The following is a 23,955-nucleotide window of genomic DNA, read 5'->3' as shown; positions in this document are numbered from 1 at the left end:
CTCCAATTATTGATTTTTATGACTCATTAACCAACTCGTTGTATAGTTCCCATCAGTGAACGCTTCTTCTTGTAACACTTCCTGAAAAAGAGGCAAATTCGTTTTAATACCTTCTATACTTGTGCTTCTAAAAAACTCTTTAGCCTTGTCTAAACAGCCTTCTCTTGTATTTGCAAAGACGATGCATTTGGCTACAAGCGGGTCATAGAAAGGGGTGACTGTGTTGCCTGATCGATACCCCGCATCGATCCTTATACCATCCATTTCCCCCCATTTGATATTGACAATCTTCCCAGGAGAAGGCATGAAAGTTCGAGGATCTTCCGCGTAGACGCGAAATTCCATCGCATGACCTTGTTCCATAATGGCTTGCTGAGACGGTTGAGGCAAAGGTTCATTCATTGCCACGAGCAACTGCCATTTCACTAGATTCAGCCCTGTAATCATTTCCGTCACTGGGTGTTCAACCTGTAGTCTTGTGTTCATTTCTAAAAAGTAGAAATTCTCTGCTTCATCTACTAGAAATTCAATCGTTCCTGCATTGAGATAATCAACAGCATGAGCTGCTTTAACCGCAGCATCGAACATTTTTTCTCTAGTAGTAGCGGAAAGACATGGTGAGGGAGATTCTTCAATCACCTTTTGGTTTCGACGTTGAATGGAACAGTTCCGCTCAAACAGGTGAACGACATTACCGTGCTGGTCTGCAAAAATTTGCACCTCAATATGACGCCCATTTTCAATACACTTCTCAATGAAAACTTCTTCGTTTCCAAAATAAGCTTTGGCTCTTGTTTTAGTGGACTGGAAATTTTGAGTGAGCGTTTGTTCATTCTCGCAGCGAATCATCCCAATTCCCCCACCGCCTCCACTAGCTTTCAACATGACAGGGTAACCGATTGTTTCAGCAAACCCTTTCGCTTCTGCAAGAGAAGATATCCCCTCTTCACTTCCAGGTACAACAGGTACACCAGCCTCATTCATCGCTTTACGAGATTGTATTTTATCACCCATCTTTTCGAGCGTTTTAAAATGAGGACCAATGAATACAATACCAAGTTCTGCTGCTTTTTGGGCAAAAAGCGCATTCTCAGATAGCAAGCCATATCCAGGATGAATGCCCCACACCTTTTCTTCTATCGCTATTCTTAATATCTCTTCCATATTCAGATAAGACTTATTGACAGGAGCTTCTCCAATTCGGTATGCCTTATCTGCTTGCCCTACAAACGGAAGGTCTTTATCGGCATCAGAATACACCGCTACTGTTTCCATACCCATTTCTTTACAGGTTGAGATAATTCTTGAAGCTATTTCTCCTCGATTGGCAACTAACACTTTTCGCAAGGTACATCCTCCTTTTTATCTTTCAAAAAATCTACCCCTCTATAACTTTTCTTCCTTTAAATCAAAATTCCTTCTTTTATTGTAAACGCTTTCCGAAAATATTGCAGAATTTTTTGTTTATTTGTACTATAATAAAAGAGAAATAGGAAAGTTTGGTAGAAGAATGGAGGAAAAACAATGACCCAAGTGCATGTTGAAAAATTAAAAATTAATTATAAAACTTTAGAAGAATTTAAAAAATTTAAAGAATATGGGTTACAAGAACTTTCCATGCTTGATGACTTACAAGAGAACATCATCGAAAATGATAGTGAATCTCCCTTCTATGGAATCTATTTTGGAGATACTCTAATCGCAAGAATGAGCTTATACCAAAGAAATGAGCGATTTGATCAATACTTCGATCCTCCACAAAATTTTCTGGAGTTATGGAAATTAGAAGTCCTTCCACTCTATCAAGGAAAAGGCTACGGAAAAGAACTTGTTGATTTTGCAAAATCCTATAAATTGCCCATTAAAACAAATTCTCGCAATCAATCGAAAGCTTTTTGGGAGCATATGGGATTCAAAACAATTTCCTATGATTTAGAACGAGATCGAGGAGAGAACCCTATCGTTTGGGACCCCAAAGGTGTATCAGAGCTTTAATTTACTTCCTTCCAAAAATTCAAAGAGACTTCAGGGCGAATTAGCTATTCTTTATGGTAGGCTCTTTTCGTTTCCATTATTGATATTTCATTTATTTTCGAGGGGATCCCTTATTTCTTCGGTAGTTGCCATAAAAAACACAAAAAGACTCACTGACACCTATAATTTTAATGGGATATTCTGTTGCAAAAACGGCCTTTCGATTAGACACACCGTTTTCTCTCACAACAAAAAAATCCCGTTCTTAACGAAACAGGATTCTAGGTACAGTATTCATTGTTTTTCATGAACGAAAGGATAGAGAATCATATTGTATAAACAGGTAACTACACCCTAGAACCCCTCAGGTGTAGTTATTTTTTGGATAACCGTTGCAAATTTCCGTTTTTATCCATTTGGAATTTCACTTTTTCACTTTCTTCTTCGGAGTGAATGGCCATTTTCCTCGCTTTTTCTAAGAAAGATAGGAGAGAGAGGTGGTCTTCTTTTAACATACTCAATTCATGCTTCGCTTGTTGATAGTCTTTTTGTAAAAGTGTGTACTCATCTGTTAATGACTGCACCTGTTCTTCTAAAAGTGCTTTTTCCTTTGCAAGTTGTTGTTCTCGATCCTTTGTACTTTCAAGATAGTTTAAGTACGAAGTAATTTCGCCGAGCGAAGGAAAACTAGTGCTCTTAATAGGCTGACTACTTTCCTTGTCTTGTGTTTCTTGAACACCAGACAAAGGAATTCCCTTCATTTTTTGCTCTTTTCTTTGCTTTTTTGCCAACTCAATCCCAGAGCGGTATTGTTTTCGAATAAAAGAATTCCAACGAAATCCACAAGCTGCTCCTGTTCTGGATAGTTTCTGACCAACTTCTTCGAATGCTTGGAGTTGAGTTCCTCCTTCGCGAATATGACGCAATACCACTTCAGCTAATAACAAGTCCTCATCTTGGCTCCAGGCGTCTTGTCTAGTGGATGACAATGTCTATCACTCCTTCTCTCTGCTTCATATCTTATAAATATGCAGCTACTAGAGTAGATAGACGAAGGAATTTATTTTTTATTCATAAATTTCACAACCGCTTCATGATGTTCGTCACTAGACCAGAGAACGGAGCAACGATCAATTTCTTTCATCATTCTCCCGAATGGGTCTTCTCTATTTCCATTCTTCATTTTTTTTTATGCCTCCAAGACTTGGGCAGAATGATGCAAAAAAACTGAAAAATATTCCAGTGCCTCGTTTTCAGACTCTACTATTTGTTGGACAAAGCCCATCTTCTTTAGGTCACTAGGCTCGTATAAGGTAGAAGATAGTAGCATCTCCATCGCTTTCTCTTGTTGTAGTTTTTGAAATAAGAGTGTTCCTCCCCCCCACCCTGTTGTGATACCTAAGGTTCCTTGCACAAATCCAACTTTTCCATTTTCATGTATAGCTACGACGTCACAAGCAGTGGCAATTTCCGCCCCTCCACCGACTGCTAGCCCGTTTATGTAGCAAAAAGTCGGTTTTGAAAGCGTCGCTAATGAATAAAGTATTTTCCCCATCTTTGATAACATTCCAAAAGCATCTTCCTTGGAATATAGCTGATGAAACGCAGACAAATCTCCACCTGAACAAAAAGCTTTCGTTCCAGACCCTTTAATTACAAGTGCTTTTATAGATGGATTCTTTGCCTTGTCTAAAACTTGCTCTAGTCCCCTCATGACTTCATAATTTATCGCATTTCTTTTTTTCTCGCGATTAATTGTAAATTGCAAAATTCCCTTGTCTGTTTCGATTACATACTCTCCCATACTTATTCCCTCTTTCGAAATGTTTACGAACCTTAACCCACTACCCTGCTTACTCCTTATAAACAAATTGCCCTTTCAATAGTTTTTTTCTACTTTTGAATCAGGAGAATAAATCCAAAAATCGATTTATTTAAGCAGGCGCAGAACTATTGGCGTTAAACACATGAATTATTTTAAATTTTTTGTTATTTTAACAAAGAAAAAAAACCGCAAAGAGCCATGGTCTCTTTACGGTTTTTTCAGACATTATTTACTTACAACGTCTTTTCCTTTATACGTTCCGCACTCTTTGCACACTCGGTGAGCAAGCTTCATTTCACCGCAGTTTGGGCATTCTACCATACCTGGTACATGCAATTTGAAATGTGTACGACGCTTTCGTTTAACAGTTTTGGATGTTCTTCTGAAAGGTACAGCCATTCTTCCCACCTCCTTAAAGAGATTCGTGTTGTTATGAAGGCCAGTTCTTGCTGGTTCTTCGCTAATTAAGAGTCTTTATCAAAAAATTTCGCTAAGTCTGCCAGACGGGGATCTACTTTTTTCTGTTCTGAATCAGGAGCATATTGTTGATTTTCATCAATCACTAGATCCCAATCCTTCCCTGAAGGTAAATCCTTTTCTAACGCTTTATCGCTGAACACTTGCATAGGAACCTCAAGGACAATAAGCTCTTGAATGACCGGTTTTAAATCGATCAAATCTCCTTGAATCATATGCACTTCTTCTTCATCCGATCCAACATAATCAGATGGTCGAAGTAAAAAGGTTTCATTCGTTGAGATATCAATTGGAAATTGAACATCTTCTAATGTACGAGAACAAGGTAATATCATCTTACCGGTTAAGTGTAAATGAAAGGTAACTTTTTCTGAGCTAATATCCGCTCTTCCAGTTACAAGGATTGGTGATATACTACGAATATCTGGTTGTATATCCTTTACCTCTTCCACTACTACTTCATCATTAAGATGTAAGCCCTTGTCGCGAAACTTTTGTAGTTGAATTGTTGACCACTTCAATATACTCACCTCAAGGCAACAAAGGTAATTATAGCTTTCTAAATACACTTTGTCAATATTTTTTCTTTACACTCTTTACAACACTAGTATAGAAATTATAACGTGTAATTATTAGGGTTTGTCAAATATTTTAAAGGAAGTGATTTTTTTGAAAGCAACTGGCGTAGTTGTCGAGTATAATCCATTTCACAATGGACATTTACATCACTTACAATCCGCTAAACAAAGCTCAAACGCAGATATCGTAATTGCAGTTATGAGTGGGAATTTTCTCCAAAGAGGAGAACCGGCATTAGTCGGAAAATGGTCAAGAACAAATATGGCCTTAAAAGCAGGAGTCGACATTGTCATAGAGTTGCCTTATGCGTTTGCTACGCAAAAGGCCGAGACTTTTGCCTTTGGAGCAATCTCCATTTTAGAAGCTATGAAGTGCGAAAGTTTCTGTTTTGGAAGTGAATCTGGTAATTTAGAGTCCTTTATCTATACCGCTGAGCAAATTCAACTACAGCGGTCAAAATATGACGATCATATTGCAACAAATGTATCGAAGGGTATGAGCTACCCTTCTGCTCTATCGGCTGCATTTCATTCATTGAATTTGCATGAAAGAGCTGTCGATCTTTCCCAACCTAATAATATTTTAGGGTATCATTATATTGAAGCGAAGCGAAAGATTGGCGCAAACATTGAACCTTTAACCATTCAGCGAACGAAGGCTGGGTATCATGATGAAGAATTCAATTCTTCTAAAATTGCTTCAGCCACATCAATTCGAAAAGCATTAAAAGAAAATTCTTTTTCTATAGATTCTGTTGAAAATTTTGTTCCGATAGAAACAAAAGAAGAGCTCAACCGTTACCTCAGAAACTACAATCAACTACTAAGCTGGGAAGAATTTTGGCCTTTACTTCAGTATAAACTTTTGACTACAAACGCCCAAGAGCTTTCATACATTTATGAAATGGAAGAAGGGATTGAGCATCGAATCCTAAGAGAAGTCACTACGGCAAATAATTTTCACCATTTAATGGAGAAGGTAAAAACGAAACGCTATACATGGACCCGCCTTCAACGCATTTTTCTTCATACGCTGATGAACGCAACAAAAGAAGAAATAAGGAAAACAAATCAAACCCCCTCTTACATTCGACTACTCGGCATGTCTGAGAATGGCAGAAAGTATTTGAACTCTGTCAAAAAGAGCTTGGCTCTACCACTGATTAGTAAACTTTCATCTGTGAAAGCGGTAGATGCCTCCTTAGATATTCGTGCATCTAAATTGTATGCACTTGGTTACCATCAAGCTCAAGTTCAGAAACAAATGATTTTAAAAGATTTTTCTCAACCTCCTATTTACCTTAAAGAACGTCTCTAAAAAAATCCCCTTCCTGTTCAGGAAGGGGGATAAATCAATTAACGAACAAGTTGATTAATGTTCCCTTTTTCTAGAATACTCTTTTTTATCTTCTAAAGTTTTTAAAAATTCTAACGCCTCTTGAAACGTTTTAATGGGTATTATTTTCATATTAGTGTCTATCTCTTTAGCCGTCTTTACAGCAGCATCATAATTGGATTCTAGATCTGGGTACTTCTCTTGTACCTCAGTAGATAATACATCATTAGGCGCTAAAAAAATATCCGCTCCTGCTTCATCTGCTGCCACGATTTTCTGTTCAATTCCACCAATTCTCCCAACAACACCGTCTTGGGATATTGTACCTGTTCCCGCTATTTCATACCCTTTGGTAATATCAGAAGGAACAAGTTGATTATATATTTCTAAACTAAACAATAGTCCTGCCGATGGACCGCCAATCGAATTTGTGTTCCACATCACTTCGGGTGTAGATGTAAGGTTTTTATCATCAACCAATTCAATACCCATCCCTACACTTCCATCTGGTAAGCTTTGCAATGTCACAATTTCTTCGTAGGAATCTTCCTCTCGAGTAAAGGTTACTTTAATAGTGTCTCCAGCTTTTTTGCTCTTGACAAACTGAATTAATTCTTGGGAAGATGAAAAAGCTTGATTTTCAATTTCTGTAATTCGGTCGCCCGGTCTCAGCACTTTTGATACGTTAAAATCTGGTAATACATTTAATACATAAACACCTTGATACAAAACCTCATAAGGTTTATTAGCAGCCTCAAAAGCTGTCACTACGGCGTTTAGGGTTGAATTTTCCATATAGTATAATTGTCTCGTCGAATAAGCTTCATCCGATTCTTCTGGTCTTCTAATATCTTCTTCTTCATAAATTTTTTGATAAGGAATGACTTTCGCAGCAAGGTACGAATACACATTTGCTTTCCCCATTCGAACCGTCGTTATGTAAAAGCTTCCTTTCTCTTCAAATCCTTCTGTTACTTCAACAATCTCGCTTAATTCATGAGCACCACCCGGTTTAGTAATATAAAAAGGCAACTGATAGAAAGATAAAAAGACGAAAAAGACCAATCCAACGATAATGACTCGATTCCAATTCTTTTTTGACATTTTTTTCACCCCTTCCATGCTGCAATTAAAGTTTGAATTTGAGGGATGTGCTTCTTTGCTTCTTGTTCCCCAACCTCAATCATTTCTTCTATGTTGGTAAATGCTTTGGAACTGAACATCTCCACATGAGGACGTATCATTACATCCGAATGGATGACCCGATTTTCTAAAATTTCAAGTTGAAGTATATCTATGCTTTGCATAATAATATCATAAATATTATTCAACTCTGCTTCCTTATTCACATGAGATACATCCACTGCAATCACAATATCCGCACCCATTTCTTTTACAACAGATACCGGCACCCGGTCGATCACACCACCATCTACCAGTATCCTGCCATCCTTTTTTTCTGGAACAAAAATTCCGGGAATAGAAATACTTGCACGCACTGCTTCAGCAATTGAACCTTCAGTAAAAATCACTTTCTTTCCGTGTGTTAAGTCTGTTGCCACTACCGAAACCGGGATCGATAGATCTTCAAGATTTTTCTGATGAGTAAATAAATGAATGAATTCTTTTATACGTTTCCCAGAGATAAAGCCCATTTTTGGGACCGTAAAATCAAGAAAATATTTTCGTTTGAACGCAGTAGAGAGCTTATATAGATCTTCCATCTGATGACCTGTTGCATAAAAAGCACCTACCAATGCCCCCATGCTACTTCCGGCAATGTAGTCAATTGGGATATGATGATCCTTAAGTACCTTGAGTACCCCTAAATGAGCAAATCCCCTTGCTCCACCTGATCCTAATGCAAGCCCGATTTGGGGCCTAGTCATGTTTATCACTCCCCTATTTGCACTTACCCACTTCATCTTATGGTCTATTTCAGTTGGATATGAGTATATTGAATAATATGGGGACAAGTATCCCCCATTATTTTTAGATCTATGCACATTTCCAATAAGTCTTTCTATACTTAAATAATATGATGAAACAGGAATTCAAGTGCTAGTCTGAGCTGATTGATTCAATTACCATCAGCAGGAAAGCAATCCCTATCCTGCTAAAAATATCACTTATTAGTTTTATTTTATCATTGTTTTCCTAATCCACAACGAATATGTAGAGGAGGCACTCCTTTTGAATAGGTCTTTAGCAAAAACGCTCTTTCTTGCGATATCGGCAACTGGTTTAGCCGTATCTCTCATTGCATTTCCAGTAGTAGCATTTAATGCTTCCCTTAGAGGATTAGACATGTGGTGGAGAATTGTGTTCCCGTCTTTGTTACCCTTTTTCATTGTTTCTGAACTCCTAATTGGTTTTGGAGTAGTTCGCTTTATCGGAGTACTTTTGGAACCATTGATGAGACCTATCTTTCGAGTACCTGGAGCTGGTGGATTTGTTTGGGCAATGGGGATGGCCTCCGGTTTTCCCTCAGGGGCAAAATTAACCGCTCGCCTCCGCCAGGAACGGCAGATTTCTCAAATAGAGGCTGAACGCCTAGTATCGTTTACCAATTCGTCTAACCCATTGTTCATATTTAGTGCCGTATCCGTTGGTTTTTTTAACAATGTCCATATTGGCGTCATTTTAGCCTTATCTCATTACATAGGTAATATATTTGTCGGTGTGGTTATGCGATTCTATGGAGCTAAGGAAGACCGGCAAATTCGCTATGCCAAACAAACCCTTTCCATAAGGAGTGCCATTCTCACTCTCCATCAGACACGATTAAATGATCAGCGTCCATTCGGAAAGCTTTTAGGAGATGCGGTTATGTCCTCCATTCAAACCTTGTTAATGATTGGTGGATTTATCATCCTATTTTCAGTGCTCAATGCTATATTACTTCACATTCAAATAACAACGATTCTGGCCATTTTTATTACGTATATTTTCTCTCTTTTTCAGCTTCCAAGTGCATTGAGTGCTCCCTTTATCTCTGGTTTATTTGAAATTACATTAGGCAGTCAATTAACAAGCAAAACTTCCGTGGCATTAATGTATCAGGTTACAATTGTCAGTTTCCTGCTTGCTTTCAGTGGATTTAGTGTCCAAGCTCAAGTTGCCAGTATTTTGGCTCAAACAGACATTCGTTTTAAACCCTTTTTCATTGCTCGTATTCTTCATGGATTCTTTGCCGCCATCATCTCATGGATTCTGTGGAAACCAGTCTATCAACATTATTTTGGAATAGACTCCCCTCTAATTATCCCAGTGTTTAAAAATACGACTTTCAACATTCCCGCATTGATGGATACATTTCTTACTATTGGACCCCTAGTAACCATTATTTTCTTGATAGGATATGTTTTTCTATACTATTATCGTAACTTTCTAAAGAAGGGCTAGCCCTTTACGATATTGATTTTAGCAAAGTTCTTTGTTCTTCGAATATGAAATTCTACCTTATCGATCAGTCTTCCTGCTATTTTCTTTGGAATGGGGCTCTTGAATTTAGCATGATAAAAACTCCCGCCTCTTTTATTTTACTCTTTTCTCATATATTGTCGATACTTCACCTTATTTTTGACTCAATCCTCCATTTTTCTGTTGATTTCAATCAAAAACAGACGAAATGATTCCCAAAACAAAGCAATATCCTAGATAATTAACGATTCGAAAAGCAATAACCTTTGCGAAAACAACCTTACGAAAACAATAGGACTACGATAATTTTTCTGATTTTTTTTATAGATTTCAATCAGAGCAAATTGGATACTTTCTCAATAAGCTATTTGGAGTAGGCTCTTTTCGTAAACTTTGTTGCTATCGGCACAAGAAAAAACAGGCAATAAGGTTTTTTCGATTCCTTTCTTACTGTTTATCTTAAAATGGAGGGTTATTCATTAGGAAAAGAGCACGAAGTCATACAAGTCAAAGGATTCATTCTTATAAGAAAAGTCAAAATCTTTGCCAAAACAGCCTTGGAGAAAAATTCATTTGCATAAATAAAGCTAAAGCGGAGGAATAACCATGTCATTTTTGTCAGTGAAAAAGAAAAATATTTCTAGAATACCTACAGTTCAAATGATCGTTTTTATTTATTTGTTGGCCATTATTGTTTCAATGACTTTACAAGTCTTCTAATTACCCGCAAACCAGCTGCATCCTGGAGTTTCATTGATGCACTCTTCACCAGTGTGAGTGCCATTTAGCGTGACAGGACTTACCGTCGTTCCTACAGAGGACACATTTAGTTTCGTTGGAATTGTGTTCCTACTGATTATTCTTCAATTTGGAGGAACCGGCATCATGACTCTTGGGACATTGGTTTGATTATTGTTTGGAAAAAAGAGTGGCTTAAAAGAACGTCAACTCATTATGACAGACCAAAACCGATCCGATTTATCTGGACTTGTAAAATTAATTCGATGGATTTTACTTCTATTCGTTTCCATTGGATTATTTGGCGGAGTGGTCTTAGGTGATTATTTTCTTCAATATTATTCATCATGGCAGGAAGCCTTTTTACAAGGTCTATTCGCTTCTATAAGTGCAACAACCAATGCCGGATTTGATATTACTGGATCTTCTCTAGTTCCGTATGCACATGATTACTTTGTACAATTCATCAATATCCTATTGCTTATTCTAGGAGCGATAGGTTTTTCAATTCTTATTGCAACAAAAGAATATCTTTTTCACAAAGAGAAGATTCCTTATCGCTTCTCACTTTATGAAAAGTTAACGACCGCAACATTCTATTTATTAGTTGTTCTCGGAGGACTTGGAATCTATTTGCTTGAATACTCTTTATTTTTTGCTCTTTTCGTATACATTGTGGTTATTTCATCTGATTTTTGACTATATGATCCATCCCACTGTTCATTTTCATCAAAAACAGACGAAATGATGCCCGAAACTAAGCTATATCATAGATTGTAACCTGATTCGAAAAGCAACAAATTTTGCGAAAACAACCTTATTTTTTGAAGGTAAAACGTGGCAAGAGACATTTTTCTATGCATTGTTCCAATCCATCACCGCAAGAAATGGAGGGCTCGCAACCATGGATATTAGTTTACTTTCTCCTGCAACACTTCTCTTTCTCTGCATATTGATGTTTATTGGGGCTTCACCTAGTTCTGTTGGAGGTGGAACTCGAACAACAACATTTGCCGTTGTGATCCTAAGTATTTTTCAGTTTGCAAGAGGCAAAGATAGAATAAAAGTATTCGATCGAGAAATCGATAATGAAGATGCCTTTAAATCCTTTATTATCGTTAATACTGCAATTTTTATTTGTATTATTTCGATTCTTATATTAGTTGCAATCGAACCTTTCTTCATCTTAGCAATTACCTTTGAAGTGTTTTCTGATTTTGGAACGACAGGCTTATCCTTAGGGATAACCCCCTATTTATCTGTCTTAGGTAAACTTGTTATCATTTTTTTATGTTTGTCGGAAGGATTGGAATCTTTTCATTTTTGTTGATACTTCGTGGCGAACCTACAAAAGGTTCTATCGCTTTCCTAAAGAAAATGTGATTATTGGCTAAAAAAGGGCTAAATTGCTGTTTAAATAACATTTTTTGTTTTCGGACTGATGACTCTCTCTTTAAACAGACCTGGGATTAAGCCCAACAGTTTTGTGGAGATGACTGGTGGGTGTCGATGGCCAAAATTAACAGCCTTTGACCATAATAAAAATTATCTCTTCTTGCCGATTGAGGTTAAATCTTACTAGTGGAAAAGACTTCTAGATTCAGTAGCTTTTTAAACAAATAGAGAGGAAGGAGTTTAGACTCCTTCCTCTCTATTTGAATTTTTCGATTAAAGCTGCTTCTACTGGCTCTGGAACTAGCACGGAAATATCACCTTTATACTTGGCCACTTCTTTTACAATAGAAGAACTTAAGAAGGAATATTGATTATTTGTCATGATGAAAAAGGTTTCGATTTCATCATTTAAGACCCGATTCATCGAAGTAATTTGCATCTCATATTCAAAGTCAGAGACCGCTCGCAACCCCCGAATAATGGCATTAGCTTGAACGCTCTTGGCATAATCGATTAATAGACCTTGAAAAGAATCAACTATAACATTTGGAAGGTCTTTCGTTACCTTTCGTATAAGTTCCATTCTTTGTTCTACGGTAAACAAAGGGTTTTTCGATGAATTATTTAAAACAACGACATAAACCTTCTCGAACACTTTTGCTCCCCGAGAAATAATATCTAAATGCCCCAATGTCACAGGATCAAAGCTTCCTGGACATACTGCAATGCTCCCCATTTTTCCGCTTCCTCCCAACTACTCTGCTTGAATTCTATATATCGAGACAGAAATAAGTCCATAGTTTTCAAAACGACTTAGCTCAAGTCTTTCTATTTGCTCCTGTAAACTGACTTCATTGCTATGCTCACACACAACGTAACCGTTTTCATTTAACAATTTATGATGATCGATAAAAGCAAGGAGTTCCTCAAGCTTCTGTTTTTTATAGGGTGGATCTAAAAATATGTAGTCAAACGTTATTTCTCGTTTTAGAATCGCCTTTAATGCTCTTGTTGCATCATTGCGATAGATTTCACTTTGATTTTCATAGGAGCAGAGGCTTACATTCGATTTAATCGTCGTGATAGCTCTCGGTTCACGATCGACAAAAATAGCCTGATTTACTCCACGACTAAGTGCTTCAATTCCAAGACCACCACTTCCAGCAAATAAATCTAAAGCTGTTCCACCAGAAAAATAAGGGCCAATCATATTAAAAATTGATTCTTTTACTTTATCAGTGGTCGGCCTAGTACTTATGCCTGGTACGCTCTTTAATGGCCTTCCTTTACATGTTCCAGCTATTACTCTCATTCATTCTTCACCACAACCTATCAGATTTCTTATATATCCTACCATATATAATTAATTTTAGCCACGGTTCTCTAAAATCAAAAACTTTACGTATAAATACGGTTCAAAAGGCCATACTAACAGTAACAACATCCAAACTGATGTTGTTGCCAACCGCGGAGAAGACTTACGTTTCCCCATAAGTTCTTCCTCCGGTTTCTCCTCTCCCTTTGCCTTCTGTCCTGAAAAGGAAATGGAAGGACCCTGCAGAATTTTCTGCAGGGTTTTTTAATGTTTACTCACTTTGGTCTTAGAGATCCAATTCGACATCATCAACAAATTGATTTATTGAACAATGATCAAAAACCAGGTCCCGCCATTCTTGTTGTGTGAAATTTTTTTCTTTCTCAACAAGAAGGTTTTCTAACGATGCCACAGTTGCTTCCTCTAGGTCTTCCTCTTGGACGTAAGAAAGGATACCGTGAATGGCAAGAGTGGACAATATTGATGTAAAAAGAAAAGAATGTGGAATATGAGTTTGTTGTACGGAAACTGTTGAAAGTGGCCATACATAACCAATTCCTAGGGCCAGTAAAAGAAAAAGAAAAACCCAAACCATTTTTACCACAACCTTTCAATGATCTTACTTCTCATTTTATGTAGGGAATGATAAAGTATTAATCATTAGCATTGCAAAAAAGAATGGATAGAGGAGAGAACATCATTGATTCAACGTTTTATTGAGTTAGGAGAAGGTTATTCAGATATATATGAGTTAATTGAATTAACAAAAGCCAATCAACACCGCGTTCAGCACTTACTTGCACTTCATACCATCGTAAATAACCGGGCGGTATGTTCGTTAGTGACCATCTTAAAGCCCACGATTGAAGGTGAATTCCAGCCACTATATACATGTCGTGAAGGCATTCCAAGTCCTCATGAGTTACAAAATAAACGATTTCAATTATTTGAAGAATTATCACAAGAGATCGGTAAACACATTATCGAATTAGAAGTTAAGTCGTCTACTCAGTTTGCTGAGACAGAGTTATTCTATCAATATCTAATCGGAATTTTACGACTTAATCATTACTTATCTCCATTAAAATAAAGTAAAAAAGGGGAGGGCAACCTCTCCTTTTTCTTACAGTCCTATTTTATAATCATATTCCTTTGCTTTATCTGGCTTGGAATTTTCATATTCTGTATTAATATACGGTTTGAAAGATGGTTCTACTTTTTTTACATAGGAATAATGTGAAAGTTTATCCATCACACTTTCTACGCTTTCCCGATCACAATAAATGACTACATACTTTAATTTTTTAGATACATAATGAACATGACCAAATCTTCTCAGCGTTTTGGCATGTTTTAAATTATATAACCAAACAACGATTCCTTGTCTTTCAGTCAACATGACCTTAACCCCTTACCGAACTGTCTATTTTTCATTTAGTCTAGCATAGCTTTATACTAAACTGCAACTAACTGAAAGGAATGAAACTCATGGATTTAGAACCAATATGGGAAGCGTTTATCCTTCATCTCAAAAATCTAGAATCTATTGAAGAAGTTTACTGGAAAAAAGCTGCAGGTATCCCCTTTCTCTATATCAAAACGGAGCTTGAACAAGCGAAATTAGAAAGAGGGATTAAAAGATGTGCGGGGCGGACTATGAAAGGATTTCGTTTACATTGCGACACGATTTTCGTCCGGAAAAAGATAGAACTCTATGTATATCGTCACCGTTTTTACGTACCACAAGAAAAAATGTTTTGTTGTGGTAATTTATGCGATGATTGTATTCGTTTAAGATAGTTATTTTTATCCACTTACAACCTATTCTTTTCTCCAAAAGAATAGAGAAGAAAAAAAAGAGAAGATAGCTCTTCTCTTAAGCAGAACAACTGCATCCTCCTCCAGTTCCACATCCTCCTCCACAAGAAGAAGTTTGGAAAAAAGGGTTGCCTGTTGGTACTTTTATATGTTCAGAAACAGAACGACCGATTAGCAAACTTACCTCATCCAATAAATGTTGAAGGTCGTTTTCAGCTTTTCGGAAGTTCGCTACATGTTCGTCAAGGTCCATCTCACGTTTTACTTCTCTAATCTCTTTCATAACACGCTGATAATCTGGATGGTAGCGACCAAAACGCTGAACTTCTTCATATAATTCCTTCAATTCAGTAAATTTACGAATCCTTCTTTGGCTAGAAGTTGTATTATTTAGTCTATAATAACATGCACGAAAGGAATCCGCTTCTGCTGATTGCAAAATCATTTCTGCTAACGCTTCTGATGATTGTAGAATTTCTACTCTTTCTAATGTAGCAAGCAAAGGTGCTCACCTCCATGCCACATATTTTAGCATGTTTTCAATAGATTAGCGAATTTTTCTAGAGTACTCATCAGGGAACCCAGACAAAAAACTGCTTTTGTGCCAGCAATTTATCATCAAGTGATAGGACATTTAGCTTCAAGAAATGGTTCCCTTTCGGTAAATTTTTCACCACGAACGCCGCAGTACGGTACTCACCAGTTCGTTTTCCATTTACATTAACAATAATTTTCCCTGCCTGTTTTCCTTTCTGTCCAGAGAAGGAAATATTTTTTAACCTACATTCAATATAAACATTATTTTGTTGTACAATATGTGAAACTTGAAAGTTTGCCCTATCATTCTGTACATTGCGATTTATTACCGTTTGTGCAGCAACTGATTCTGGTTCAGGAACCCTTTGTTGACAACCTGTGAGGACTAATAGAATAAATATGAAGAATATTTTCTTCAATTGCACCACTCCTTCTTTCTATGGTGTGCAAAATATAGATAAAATACTCTCCAAAAAAATCGCTAAGAAGTAACGTTTACTCTCCTGGCGTATTCATTGCTTGAAACATCCCCATCATCATCGAAGCCATTTGGACACCATTCGAAAATTTTTCAACTTGATGGGGGATCGTTTTTTTATAATACTGGATGGCAGATACTTGAAATAGATTTATTTCTTCAGGGTTTCTTGTCAGTTTACGATACCAATTTGGTTGTTCCCTTAAGTAGTTTTTTAAGTCTCCACTAGAATATATAACCTCGAGGACATCTTTTCTCATCTAATCACCTCTTACTATCTGACTTTTTTTCGAGAACTTGGCACATACAGATATAATCCCTAGCTGAAGGTATTCATTCCAGCGCCTAGAGTTTTTATTCAATGGAGTCATCTCTCGCCAAAGAAAAGAGGATTACTATCGTGCAAAAAAACAAGAGGCACTTCTTATCAGCTAAAAGGGTGGAATTTCTCATCCACAGATTCCAGGGGATCATTTTTGAAAGGATGCTGAAACAACCCTATCCCTCTCCAATTGCACTAGACGATCTACGGTATCCAAAAGCGTCTGTTTTTTATACGTGATCAATCTTTGTTAAAGGAAAAAGGATTGGGACGAGATTTTGGCTCTGTTTTTACCTGTGTAGACGAAGAGTTTGACGATGAAAATTGAGTCAAAACGCCCTGAATCGCACCTAATGCCTGACTTAAATTGGAGATATGATTTTGAATTTGATCGGGTTCCATTTTTTGAAGTATTCCAGAAAGCTGATCCATCAATCCCTTATTTTCATTTTTTTCTTTAGCTTGGTTCTCGCTACTCCCCTCCTTCTTAAAAGGATCCCATTTTGGGTCTTCTTCCCCGAATAAATACCAATCTTCAAATAGCTCCTGCCAAGTAGATCGACCACTGTGAACCTCTTTTGCAAGAGAGGGATGATTTTGCACAAATTTTTTGAACTCCAAAACAGAGGGATGCAATTCTTTTTTTCCCATCATCTCTGCCTCCTTACTCTATAAATTATCATTACTTTAGCATATGACAATGAAGATAAATGGTGCCCAGTAACCTCATCTCGATCCGTTTATGCATCCAAGTTTTCCAGGGACATTAAACGAGTGAGGATGAAATCTTATCCTCTTCAGAATTTTTTATTATCCTTACACAATAGTGTGTATTAAACAGATAGGTTTGGTCTTAGCAACATGTTAAAATCTCTGATATGATAATGTAGGATGATGTCGAAATGTATATTGGAGGAAATATGGAGAATAAATTACACTCACAATTTGAAGATTGTTTGAAAGATGCGAATAATGAAGAACAGAAAGCTCTATCCCTTCTATTGGAAGGATTTTTGAATAAAAAGAGACAAAAAAATGTTACGTATATCGGTGGGCTTTTACAAATGAACGCTAGCCTTGATGAAACAAGCTGTGAGGTATCTATACCAATTACAGCTTTAACCCATAATTCTTTAGGTATCGTTCATGGGGGAATTACAGCCACCTTAGTCGATTCAGCCATGGGAACATTAGCCAATCAGTTTCTTCCTAAAGACTATGGTGCTGTTACTTCTAGTCTACAAATTCATTATTTATCTCCAGGAAAATATGGATCTCTGAGAGCAAAAGCTCACGTCATTCATCAAGGGAAAAACACAATGATGGTTGAAGGGAAGGTGTTGAATGACGAAGATAAAGTCATAGCACATAGTACTGCTTCTTTTTTTATTCTAAAAAAGAGAAAATAATTCTTCACTAATATATATTAAAAACGCTTGGATATATCCAAGCGTTTTTAATAGGTTTGTTGCTTTTCATACCAGTCTGTAACCAATGATACAGCTTTGATTCGGGGTAGCTTTTCCTCTACTTTTGATGGAAATCAAAAGAGAAATAGAGGGTTCAATCAAAAATCAGATGAAATTGACTCTGTGTAAAGGAAATGAGCCGAAGAAAGATGATAACTCGACTCCAATCAGGATTGGTTAGATTTCATCATTCCTTTTGAATAAAATTTTGCGTGTAGTACTTTCTATATACTCCAACTCCTAAATGGGTGAAATCTTCTTCTAGTAATGCCTCACGATGCCCCTGTGAGTTTAACCAGCCTTGTACTGCATCTGCCCCATCCATGTAAAGTTTTGCAATATTTTCTCCAGCAGATTGAAATTCAACCTCTCCTGCTTTCAACCGATCTCCAAGGCTCCCAAACGTCGGAGAGATATGATCAAAATACTCCTCTTGAAACATATCTTGACTATGTTGTTTAGCTACACTTGCAGCCACTTCATCCCATTGGACATATGAGACATCATAAAGAGAGCGTACAATATTTGTAATTTCATAAATTTGCTTTTCATTTCCTAATTCAACCATCCCCCACTCATCAACCTCAAGTGTTGTTTCAACTAAACTCCCCCGATAAACCATTTCATAAGGACGTAGATTAATTAGCGTTTCTTTATCCATGTATCGGACACTAGTTAGGGTTCCACTCAATTTATCTACATAAACTTGAGCAAAAACTTCTCCGAAATCAATTAATAATCTTGTCGTTAAATCTTCTTCTGATAAATCAAAACGATAAGAGCCCTCTTTCCCTTCTAGAAAAATCTCGGTCTCAATAATTGTAAAACGATATATGTCCTCAAGATTTTGCCCTAAAGTAAAAGGAGCAACATCTACTTCTGGGCCAAGGGCATAAATTGTGACAATTTTGTCTTCTTCGACTCCGACCATCTTATATTGATAAGGATCCTCGCTATACACCCACCACTGATAACCATATGCAGAACGATCCCTTCGTACTGGCTCACCGTATTGCTTCGTAAAAGTAGAAATATCTTTTCCAATAAAAGTAGAAATACCTTTTTGGGGTCTTAATTCTTCTGGTCTTTGTTTGTCAATTTCTAAAGTACTATCTTCTTTCGGTATTGTTAACAACGGATCTAGAATTACTGCATCATTATTGGATTGAATATTTAAATAAATACTAATTAAAATAATTACTATTAGTGCAAATAAAATTCTAATAAATCTTTTAAACGGAACTCACTCCTTTCATTATTAATGAAATATCCATTCGTGGAATTCCTTATTTTCTCCAAGGGTGGTTAATTAAACAAGGTTAATATTTACCTGATTTGTGACGGACCTTTTCGTCTGTTCTGATGAATATCAGCAGAGAAATGGAGGAATCAATCAAAAAGCAAGTGGAACAGCGACAATGTATACAAAAAGTGCCTTTGTTAACAATCACTGCGGACGTAAACGTTATATTGGAATATCCAAGTACATTAACTTTCATCAAAAAGTCATGAACTTATATAATATTATAACATTCACTTTTTTAGGTGAATAGATACGGATAGGTCTAAATCAAACAACAACTATGGCAATTACCATTCCTATCATTATCCCAAAATAACTAAAACGAAATTCAGGACATCTTAGAGCTTCTATGGTTAAATGTCTATCGAATCGGCCTTTCTATATCCACTATTTTATTATTCGACATTTTTCTCTATAATCCTTCATACTTCTTAATGTGTTGTTCATACTCCAACCACGAATGAATTTTAATAGTTAGATTGAGCCTTTTTAACATTATACCTATCAAGTTTATCATTATCTTTTTCATACTCTTGCTCGTCTTGAAACGATTCACCATTGCAAGATAGAGAATTATACACTATTATTAGTAGTGATGATTTTATATTAATCAATAGAAATCTTTTCTAACCATTGTAGGAGGGAAAGCCATGAAATTTGAAAATACCGGCATTGAGACACTTAAAGCGGACATGAATCGCTTAGATGAAATTATGCGTTCACACGGACTATTAAGAGAAGGTCAATGGGATTATGAACGAGTAACTTATGATCGTAAATTCGAAATCAAAGAAGGTACGTTTTACTTCCGTGTACAAGGTCACACCGTTGAAGGTGACGTTGGTGCCCATGAAGCATCCATTCAACTAATGACCCCATTACTCGGAAAACATTATTATCCTCATGGTGTTGAGTACGGTGAAAATGAACATTTCCCACAGCACCTCCAAAAATCATGTCAACAATTAATTGATGCAGTAGTCAAAGAAGTTAGCGAAATCGCCCATTAATCAATTTTGCAACACAGTTTTTAGCTGTGTTGCATTTTTATTACAATATAGTATTAATACACTGTTCAAGATCCTTTCTATTTACTATAATAAGAAATAGAACGACTGTTTAGAGAGGGGTCTCCTATTGACCAAATTATTTACAAAAAAAACGTTTTTTGTGACAGTATTGATTGTATTTGCAGTCATTGTCCTTTATTATATTCTACCTGTTTCTGTGCCCTTATTAACAGCTAGTATAACCGCTTTGTTGTTAGAACCAGCCGTCAACCTACTTCAAAGAAAAACTTCCATAAAAAGAAGACTAGCGGTTTTACTTGTTTTTTTACTTTTTATTTTTTTCATTGGTCTTTCTGGTTTCTTTTTGGCAACAAAAGTCATTGGCGAAGGTATAAAACTAGTGGAAGATGCCCCCATCTACTTGAATGAACTTTCAAACATTTGGGTGGACTATGGTCAAAAATTTGAAAAAGCATCACAGGACTTTCCGACTGAAATTATCGATCGTGTACAAACAGACATTGAGACTTTTCTTAAGGATCTCCAATCTAACTTAACACAAGATTACTTAAACCTAGAAAAGATAAGTGCATTTTTATCCTATATCCCAAATTATTTAGTGAATTTTATTGTCTATTTAATTGCTCTATTTTTGTTCATGATTGATTTGCCAAGAATTAGAGAGAGTATTTATTCACATTTAACAGAGCGTACAGCTGACAAAGTTAGTTTTATGACCTCGCGATTATCTTATGTTGTGTTTGGATTTTTTAAAGCACAATTTTTAGTTAGTATAATAATCTTTTTTGTTTCTTTTATCGGCTTACTCTTCATATCACCAGAAGTGGCCTTAGTCATGTCTGTTATCATTTGGTTAGTGGATTTCGTTCCAATAATAGGCTCAATTGTCATTCTAGGACCGTGGTCGCTCTTTCATTTAATGACTGGAGATATCGCTTTGGGAACAAAACTTGCTATTTTGGCGACACTCTTATTGATTATCCGTCGAACAGTCGAACCAAAAGTAATGGGAAGCCATATCGGCCTATCACCCCTAGCAACACTCATAGCAATGTATCTAGGATTAAAACTCTTTGGGGTTCTTGGGTTCATTATAGGGCCGTTGATTCTCATTATTTTCAATTCCTCTAAAGAAGCTGGCATTATTAAATTTAATTTTAAAATCTAAAAAGGAGCTTAAAAAAGCTCCTTTTTTTGGTGTATTATTTACGGTTGTATCCGAGATTGAGTTTAAATGCATGTAAAATATGTAGAATTTAACATTCTTTTTCTCCGTTCCTACCCTAGATGTCCATTATTCCTGTTTATAAATGCTCTTTTCGTACACATTATGACTTTTTGAACTAATTTTTGATTAATCCCTCCATCTCAATGATGATTTCTATCAAAAATAGATCTAATGATGCCTGAAACAAGGCTATATCATAGATAAAAACTTGACCCGAAAAGCCACAAATTTTGCAAAAACAGCCTTTCCTATAAAAGGATGCAAATTAATTTACTAATCAGTAGAATACTACATTTTATTTCCGATTTTATTTAAGGCTCTTTTTATACGAAAACGGGATTTGATGCTGATTTTGGCACAAAAAAGCCTCCTCTCAAAAATGGCTAATCCATCTTTTAAAAAGTAGACAGAATTCTTTTTTGTAGCTCTCTTGATTTTCACCTGCACTTTCATAATGTTGATTGTGAAAGATAAACACTCATTACAATACATATTTCCGCTTGATGCATCGCCATGTCATCGTCTTACAGTCGGTAATGGTTGTCACCTTGTGTCTCTTTCAGGTACTAAGATCTTCTTAGTACCTGCCTCATCATGCTTGACTGAATCGATTAAGATTAAACCGCTATATCCCTATTTTCATCAATTGCGGTGTCTGAGAGGACATGGGGGTTTCGTATACATTGTGGCTATTTCACCTGATTTTTGATGAAATCGCCCATTACACGTTGATTTCCATCAAATATATACGAAATGATACCCGAAACAAAGCTATATCACTGTTTATTGACTGGTTCGAAAAGCAACAAACTTTGCGAAAACAGCCTTATTTAAAGAAATACGATATGAAACACTGATACCTAATATTTTTTCAGTCTATATACCTGTGAAAACAACCTTAATATTTCGTGAAAATTCTCCCGTGTAACTCACGCTTGAAAACTACCGAACTAAGTATAGAAAAAAGCTTGTCTGTAAAAGACAAGCCTTGCTAAAACCCTAATATAGCTTTTAATACGGAAGTTGTTTCCCCACCTTTATACAATAGGTAAAGCAAGGAGTAGACCATCACTCCAGTTGTTGCTGTAAAAAACCAAATAATAGCAGTGATAGGTCCTAATTTCCGATGACGAGTTAAATTACTTTTATAACCTGACCATATAGTAACAATGCCGAACACTGCTCCACTTGTCGCCAAGAAAATATGGAAAATCAAAAAGATTGTATAATAGATTTTAACTGAGTCTGGACCTCCGAACGAAGTATTTCCTACAAAAATAGTTCTACTTAAGTAAATAATAAAGAAGGTAAGAGCAAAAATGGCAGCTGTGAACATCGTTTTTTTATGTTGTTCAATTTTTCTTTGCTTAATTTGTACCCAACCAATTGCCACAGTGATAGCACTTAAAACAATAAATGTTGTGCTTATCGTTGGAAGAATAGGTAAATCCATATTAAAATTCCTCTCTCTCTATAAATCCTATTTCTTATCGAATAATTTCAGGGTTGTCCCCGGAAGCAATTTCCTCATTTAGTCTAGCTGCTTCTTCTTGGTCTTTTTGGAACCACTGAAAGAAAAGCTGAGCTAAAACAACGCCATAAACAATTTCCTGAATAATCTTCATCAGTACACCGCCTAGTTGTTGATCTTCTTGAACAGGCATATTAGTGAATAGTTCAGGACCTGCCAAGCTCAATCCATCAAGTGTACTTGTCGGCACACATAAGGCTAGGGCTTGCATCCAAACTGAAGCATCATAATAAGTTTGATACATTGGTGTGTCTGCAAAAATAATAAGAGCACAAGCCGGCGTCAGTAAGACTCCATCTGCAAACAAATAGCCTACTTTTTTCAGACCACTCAATTGATAGTGACCTGGCAATTTGTTCATCATTGGCCACCACATAAAAATAGCAGATAAGAACAAAACAGTCGTATAAATTCCGTGAAGAGTTTCATCTAGCTTAATTGTATCGAATATGAGAGGAATATGATAAAAAGAAAACATTCCATTAAACAAAATTAATGCTAGAATTGGCTTAGTGAAAAATGGGAAAAGCTTATTTATGACAGGAAGCTGAATAATAGCCTTCCACAACCAATTAGGAATACTAACAATTAATAATGGCGGTATAACTAAATATAAAAAGGCCATTTGAATCATATGAACAGAAAACATAATATGTCCTAATAAATCAAGCGGAGACCCCTTGAGAGTATATAATAAGACCATTGCCAGAACAAACGTAATTGCTTGACTCTTCATTAACGGCTCACTATCTTTAAAATCCTTTCTCCAAACCGTTGTAATTAAAAAATACACGACCGTTACAAAAATAACCGCTACCAAAAAGAAAGGACTCCATAAAGCCAAAAATCCAAATATCTCTAAAGGCATTGATCTTCACCTCTTCTTCTAAAATCATTCCCTACTATTATACCCTCCAAGGTCACGCACTTCAACAAAAGCAGATGACAAAATCATGAACACTTAGAATGCAGATTTGTCTCTCACTGAGGCGGCAAGCATCCGGATGAACATCAAAGAAGTTTTGAGCTTTAACGTTACCGGCTCACTACCTGCGCATAGTTACTAAACACGGCTTCTAGCGGGATTGTAGGGGCTCTTTTCAAACATTGTACCTAAACACTTATATAACTTTTCCTCCTCCTTTCAACTTGTAATCTTCTTTACGGCTCGCTAGAC

29 protein-coding genes and 1 pseudogene are annotated in these 23,955 nt (G+C 36.4%); 10 read left to right on the top strand and 20 right to left on the bottom strand.

The window, feature by feature from the left end; genetic code table 11:
* Positions 1–6: 6 nt before the first annotated feature.
* The gene (locus tag U8D43_RS07235) at positions 7–1,347 is read right to left on the bottom strand and encodes an acetyl-CoA carboxylase biotin carboxylase subunit (RefSeq protein WP_335870508.1); all 1,341 of its coding nucleotides are present in this window, start codon (positions 1,345–1,347) and stop codon (positions 7–9) included.
* Positions 1,348–1,524: 177 nt separating this feature from the next.
* Between U8D43_RS07235 and U8D43_RS07230 the strand changes: the two genes are divergently transcribed.
* A complete protein-coding gene (locus U8D43_RS07230) occupies positions 1,525–1,995 on the top strand; it encodes an N-acetyltransferase (RefSeq protein WP_335870507.1) in 471 nt (156 codons plus the stop codon).
* 353 nt (positions 1,996–2,348) lie between these two features.
* Here the strand turns inward: U8D43_RS07230 and U8D43_RS07225 are convergent, their stop codons facing one another.
* From U8D43_RS07225 to U8D43_RS07205, 5 genes are all read right to left on the bottom strand, one after another.
* On the bottom strand, positions 2,349–2,963 hold the full coding sequence (locus U8D43_RS07225) for an RsfA family transcriptional regulator (RefSeq protein ID WP_335870506.1): 615 nt from the start codon (positions 2,961–2,963) through the stop codon (positions 2,349–2,351).
* 71 nt (positions 2,964–3,034) lie between these two features.
* Positions 3,035–3,157, bottom strand: coding sequence for a hypothetical protein (locus tag U8D43_RS07220; RefSeq protein ID WP_335870505.1), 123 nt, complete (start codon positions 3,155–3,157; stop codon positions 3,035–3,037).
* 6 nt (positions 3,158–3,163) lie between these two features.
* Complete coding sequence (locus tag U8D43_RS07215) at positions 3,164–3,778, bottom strand: enoyl-CoA hydratase/isomerase family protein (protein WP_335870504.1); 615 nt, start codon at positions 3,776–3,778, stop codon at positions 3,164–3,166.
* A 246-nt stretch (positions 3,779–4,024) separates the two neighbouring features.
* Positions 4,025–4,198, bottom strand: a complete 174-nt coding sequence (rpmF, locus tag U8D43_RS07210; protein ID WP_335870503.1) for a 50S ribosomal protein L32 — start codon at positions 4,196–4,198, stop codon at positions 4,025–4,027.
* 65 nt (positions 4,199–4,263) lie between these two features.
* A complete protein-coding gene (locus U8D43_RS07205) occupies positions 4,264–4,806 on the bottom strand; it encodes a YceD family protein (RefSeq protein ID WP_335870502.1) in 543 nt (180 codons plus the stop codon).
* A 139-nt stretch (positions 4,807–4,945) separates the two neighbouring features.
* Between U8D43_RS07205 and U8D43_RS07200 the strand changes: the two genes are divergently transcribed.
* Positions 4,946–6,172, top strand: a complete 1,227-nt coding sequence (locus U8D43_RS07200) for a nucleotidyltransferase (protein WP_335870501.1) — start codon at positions 4,946–4,948, stop codon at positions 6,170–6,172.
* Between the two features lie 54 nt (positions 6,173–6,226).
* Here the strand turns inward: U8D43_RS07200 and U8D43_RS07195 are convergent, their stop codons facing one another.
* Together U8D43_RS07195 and U8D43_RS07190 are read right to left on the bottom strand one after the other, a co-directional pair.
* Positions 6,227–7,294, bottom strand: a complete 1,068-nt coding sequence (locus tag U8D43_RS07195) for a SepM family pheromone-processing serine protease (RefSeq protein WP_335870500.1) — start codon at positions 7,292–7,294, stop codon at positions 6,227–6,229.
* A gap of 5 nt (positions 7,295–7,299) precedes the next feature.
* Positions 7,300–8,079 (bottom strand): patatin-like phospholipase family protein, encoded by a 780-nt coding sequence (locus U8D43_RS07190; protein ID WP_335870499.1) that lies wholly within the window; start codon positions 8,077–8,079, stop codon positions 7,300–7,302.
* Between the two features lie 304 nt (positions 8,080–8,383).
* Here U8D43_RS07190 and spoVV point away from each other — a divergent pair, with 304 nt between their 5' ends.
* The 3 genes and pseudogenes from spoVV to U8D43_RS07175 form a co-directional block, all read left to right on the top strand.
* A complete protein-coding gene (gene spoVV, locus U8D43_RS07185; RefSeq protein ID WP_335870498.1) occupies positions 8,384–9,595 on the top strand; it encodes a dipicolinic acid transporter SpoVV in 1,212 nt (403 codons plus the stop codon).
* 930 nt (positions 9,596–10,525) lie between these two features.
* Positions 10,526–11,050 (top strand): potassium transporter TrkG, encoded by a 525-nt coding sequence (locus tag U8D43_RS07180; protein WP_335870497.1) that lies wholly within the window; start codon positions 10,526–10,528, stop codon positions 11,048–11,050.
* Between the two features lie 130 nt (positions 11,051–11,180).
* Positions 11,181–11,681 (top strand): annotated as a pseudogene (locus tag U8D43_RS07175) (potassium transporter TrkG); the annotation flags it as partial.
* 321 nt (positions 11,682–12,002) lie between these two features.
* Here U8D43_RS07175 and coaD read toward each other — a convergent pair.
* From coaD to U8D43_RS07155, 4 genes are all read right to left on the bottom strand, one after another.
* Positions 12,003–12,482 carry a pantetheine-phosphate adenylyltransferase gene (coaD, locus tag U8D43_RS07170; RefSeq protein WP_335870495.1) on the bottom strand — a complete coding sequence of 160 codons (480 nt, stop codon included), beginning with the start codon at positions 12,480–12,482 and terminating at the stop codon, positions 12,003–12,005.
* Between the two features lie 18 nt (positions 12,483–12,500).
* Positions 12,501–13,058, bottom strand: a complete 558-nt coding sequence (rsmD, locus tag U8D43_RS07165; RefSeq protein ID WP_335870494.1) for a 16S rRNA (guanine(966)-N(2))-methyltransferase RsmD — start codon at positions 13,056–13,058, stop codon at positions 12,501–12,503.
* Between the two features lie 57 nt (positions 13,059–13,115).
* Positions 13,116–13,238, bottom strand: a complete 123-nt coding sequence (locus U8D43_RS07160) for a hypothetical protein (protein WP_335870493.1) — start codon at positions 13,236–13,238, stop codon at positions 13,116–13,118.
* Between the two features lie 109 nt (positions 13,239–13,347).
* Positions 13,348–13,656: a hypothetical protein gene (locus tag U8D43_RS07155; protein WP_335870492.1), complete on the bottom strand. Its 309-nt coding sequence runs from the start codon at positions 13,654–13,656 to the stop codon at positions 13,348–13,350.
* Between the two features lie 105 nt (positions 13,657–13,761).
* Here U8D43_RS07155 and U8D43_RS07150 point away from each other — a divergent pair, with 105 nt between their 5' ends.
* Positions 13,762–14,151: a DUF7147 family protein gene (locus U8D43_RS07150; protein WP_335870491.1), complete on the top strand. Its 390-nt coding sequence runs from the start codon at positions 13,762–13,764 to the stop codon at positions 14,149–14,151.
* Between the two features lie 33 nt (positions 14,152–14,184).
* On the opposite strand, the gene U8D43_RS07145 is transcribed toward U8D43_RS07150, so the two are convergent.
* The gene (locus U8D43_RS07145) at positions 14,185–14,460 is read right to left on the bottom strand and encodes a YlbG family protein (protein WP_335870490.1); all 276 of its coding nucleotides are present in this window, start codon (positions 14,458–14,460) and stop codon (positions 14,185–14,187) included.
* Between the two features lie 89 nt (positions 14,461–14,549).
* Between U8D43_RS07145 and U8D43_RS07140 the strand changes: the two genes are divergently transcribed.
* Complete coding sequence (locus tag U8D43_RS07140; RefSeq protein ID WP_335870489.1) at positions 14,550–14,861, top strand: hypothetical protein; 312 nt, start codon at positions 14,550–14,552, stop codon at positions 14,859–14,861.
* Between the two features lie 76 nt (positions 14,862–14,937).
* Here the strand turns inward: U8D43_RS07140 and U8D43_RS07135 are convergent, their stop codons facing one another.
* The 4 genes from U8D43_RS07135 to U8D43_RS07120 form a co-directional block, all read right to left on the bottom strand.
* Positions 14,938–15,381, bottom strand: coding sequence for a YlbF/YmcA family competence regulator (locus U8D43_RS07135; protein ID WP_335870488.1), 444 nt, complete (start codon positions 15,379–15,381; stop codon positions 14,938–14,940).
* 70 nt (positions 15,382–15,451) lie between these two features.
* Entirely contained in the window at positions 15,452–15,835 is a 384-nt protein-coding gene (locus tag U8D43_RS07130) for a membrane lipoprotein lipid attachment site-containing protein (RefSeq protein WP_335870487.1), read from the bottom strand.
* Positions 15,836–15,911: 76 nt separating this feature from the next.
* Positions 15,912–16,154, bottom strand: a complete 243-nt coding sequence (locus U8D43_RS07125; protein ID WP_335870486.1) for a YlbE-like family protein — start codon at positions 16,152–16,154, stop codon at positions 15,912–15,914.
* Positions 16,155–16,456: 302 nt separating this feature from the next.
* Positions 16,457–16,867 (bottom strand): YlbD family protein, encoded by a 411-nt coding sequence (locus U8D43_RS07120; protein ID WP_335870485.1) that lies wholly within the window; start codon positions 16,865–16,867, stop codon positions 16,457–16,459.
* A 269-nt stretch (positions 16,868–17,136) separates the two neighbouring features.
* Between U8D43_RS07120 and U8D43_RS07115 the strand changes: the two genes are divergently transcribed.
* The gene (locus tag U8D43_RS07115) at positions 17,137–17,625 is read left to right on the top strand and encodes a PaaI family thioesterase (RefSeq protein WP_335870484.1); all 489 of its coding nucleotides are present in this window, start codon (positions 17,137–17,139) and stop codon (positions 17,623–17,625) included.
* Positions 17,626–17,872: 247 nt separating this feature from the next.
* On the opposite strand, the gene U8D43_RS07110 is transcribed toward U8D43_RS07115, so the two are convergent.
* Positions 17,873–18,820, bottom strand: a complete 948-nt coding sequence (locus U8D43_RS07110; RefSeq protein WP_335870483.1) for a CAP domain-containing protein — start codon at positions 18,818–18,820, stop codon at positions 17,873–17,875.
* Between the two features lie 818 nt (positions 18,821–19,638).
* Between U8D43_RS07110 and U8D43_RS07105 the strand changes: the two genes are divergently transcribed.
* Positions 19,639–19,998, top strand: coding sequence for a YugN family protein (locus U8D43_RS07105; protein WP_335870482.1), 360 nt, complete (start codon positions 19,639–19,641; stop codon positions 19,996–19,998).
* Positions 19,999–20,125: 127 nt separating this feature from the next.
* Positions 20,126–21,187, top strand: coding sequence for a sporulation integral membrane protein YtvI (gene ytvI / locus U8D43_RS07100; protein ID WP_335870481.1), 1,062 nt, complete (start codon positions 20,126–20,128; stop codon positions 21,185–21,187).
* Positions 21,188–22,238: 1,051 nt separating this feature from the next.
* Here the strand turns inward: ytvI and U8D43_RS07095 are convergent.
* Positions 22,239–22,700 carry a DUF420 domain-containing protein gene (locus U8D43_RS07095; protein WP_335870480.1) on the bottom strand — a complete coding sequence of 154 codons (462 nt, stop codon included), beginning with the start codon at positions 22,698–22,700 and terminating at the stop codon, positions 22,239–22,241.
* 34 nt (positions 22,701–22,734) lie between these two features.
* Entirely contained in the window at positions 22,735–23,646 is a 912-nt protein-coding gene (ctaG, locus tag U8D43_RS07090; protein ID WP_335870479.1) for a cytochrome c oxidase assembly factor CtaG, read from the bottom strand.
* Positions 23,647–23,955: the final 309 nt, after the last annotated feature.

Origin of the sequence: Bacillus sp. 2205SS5-2 (assembly GCF_037024155.1) — a bacterium.
Classification (GTDB): Bacteria; Bacillota; Bacilli; order Bacillales; family Bacillaceae_K; genus Bacillus_CI.
This window is presented reverse-complemented; position numbering and strand designations above follow the sequence as displayed.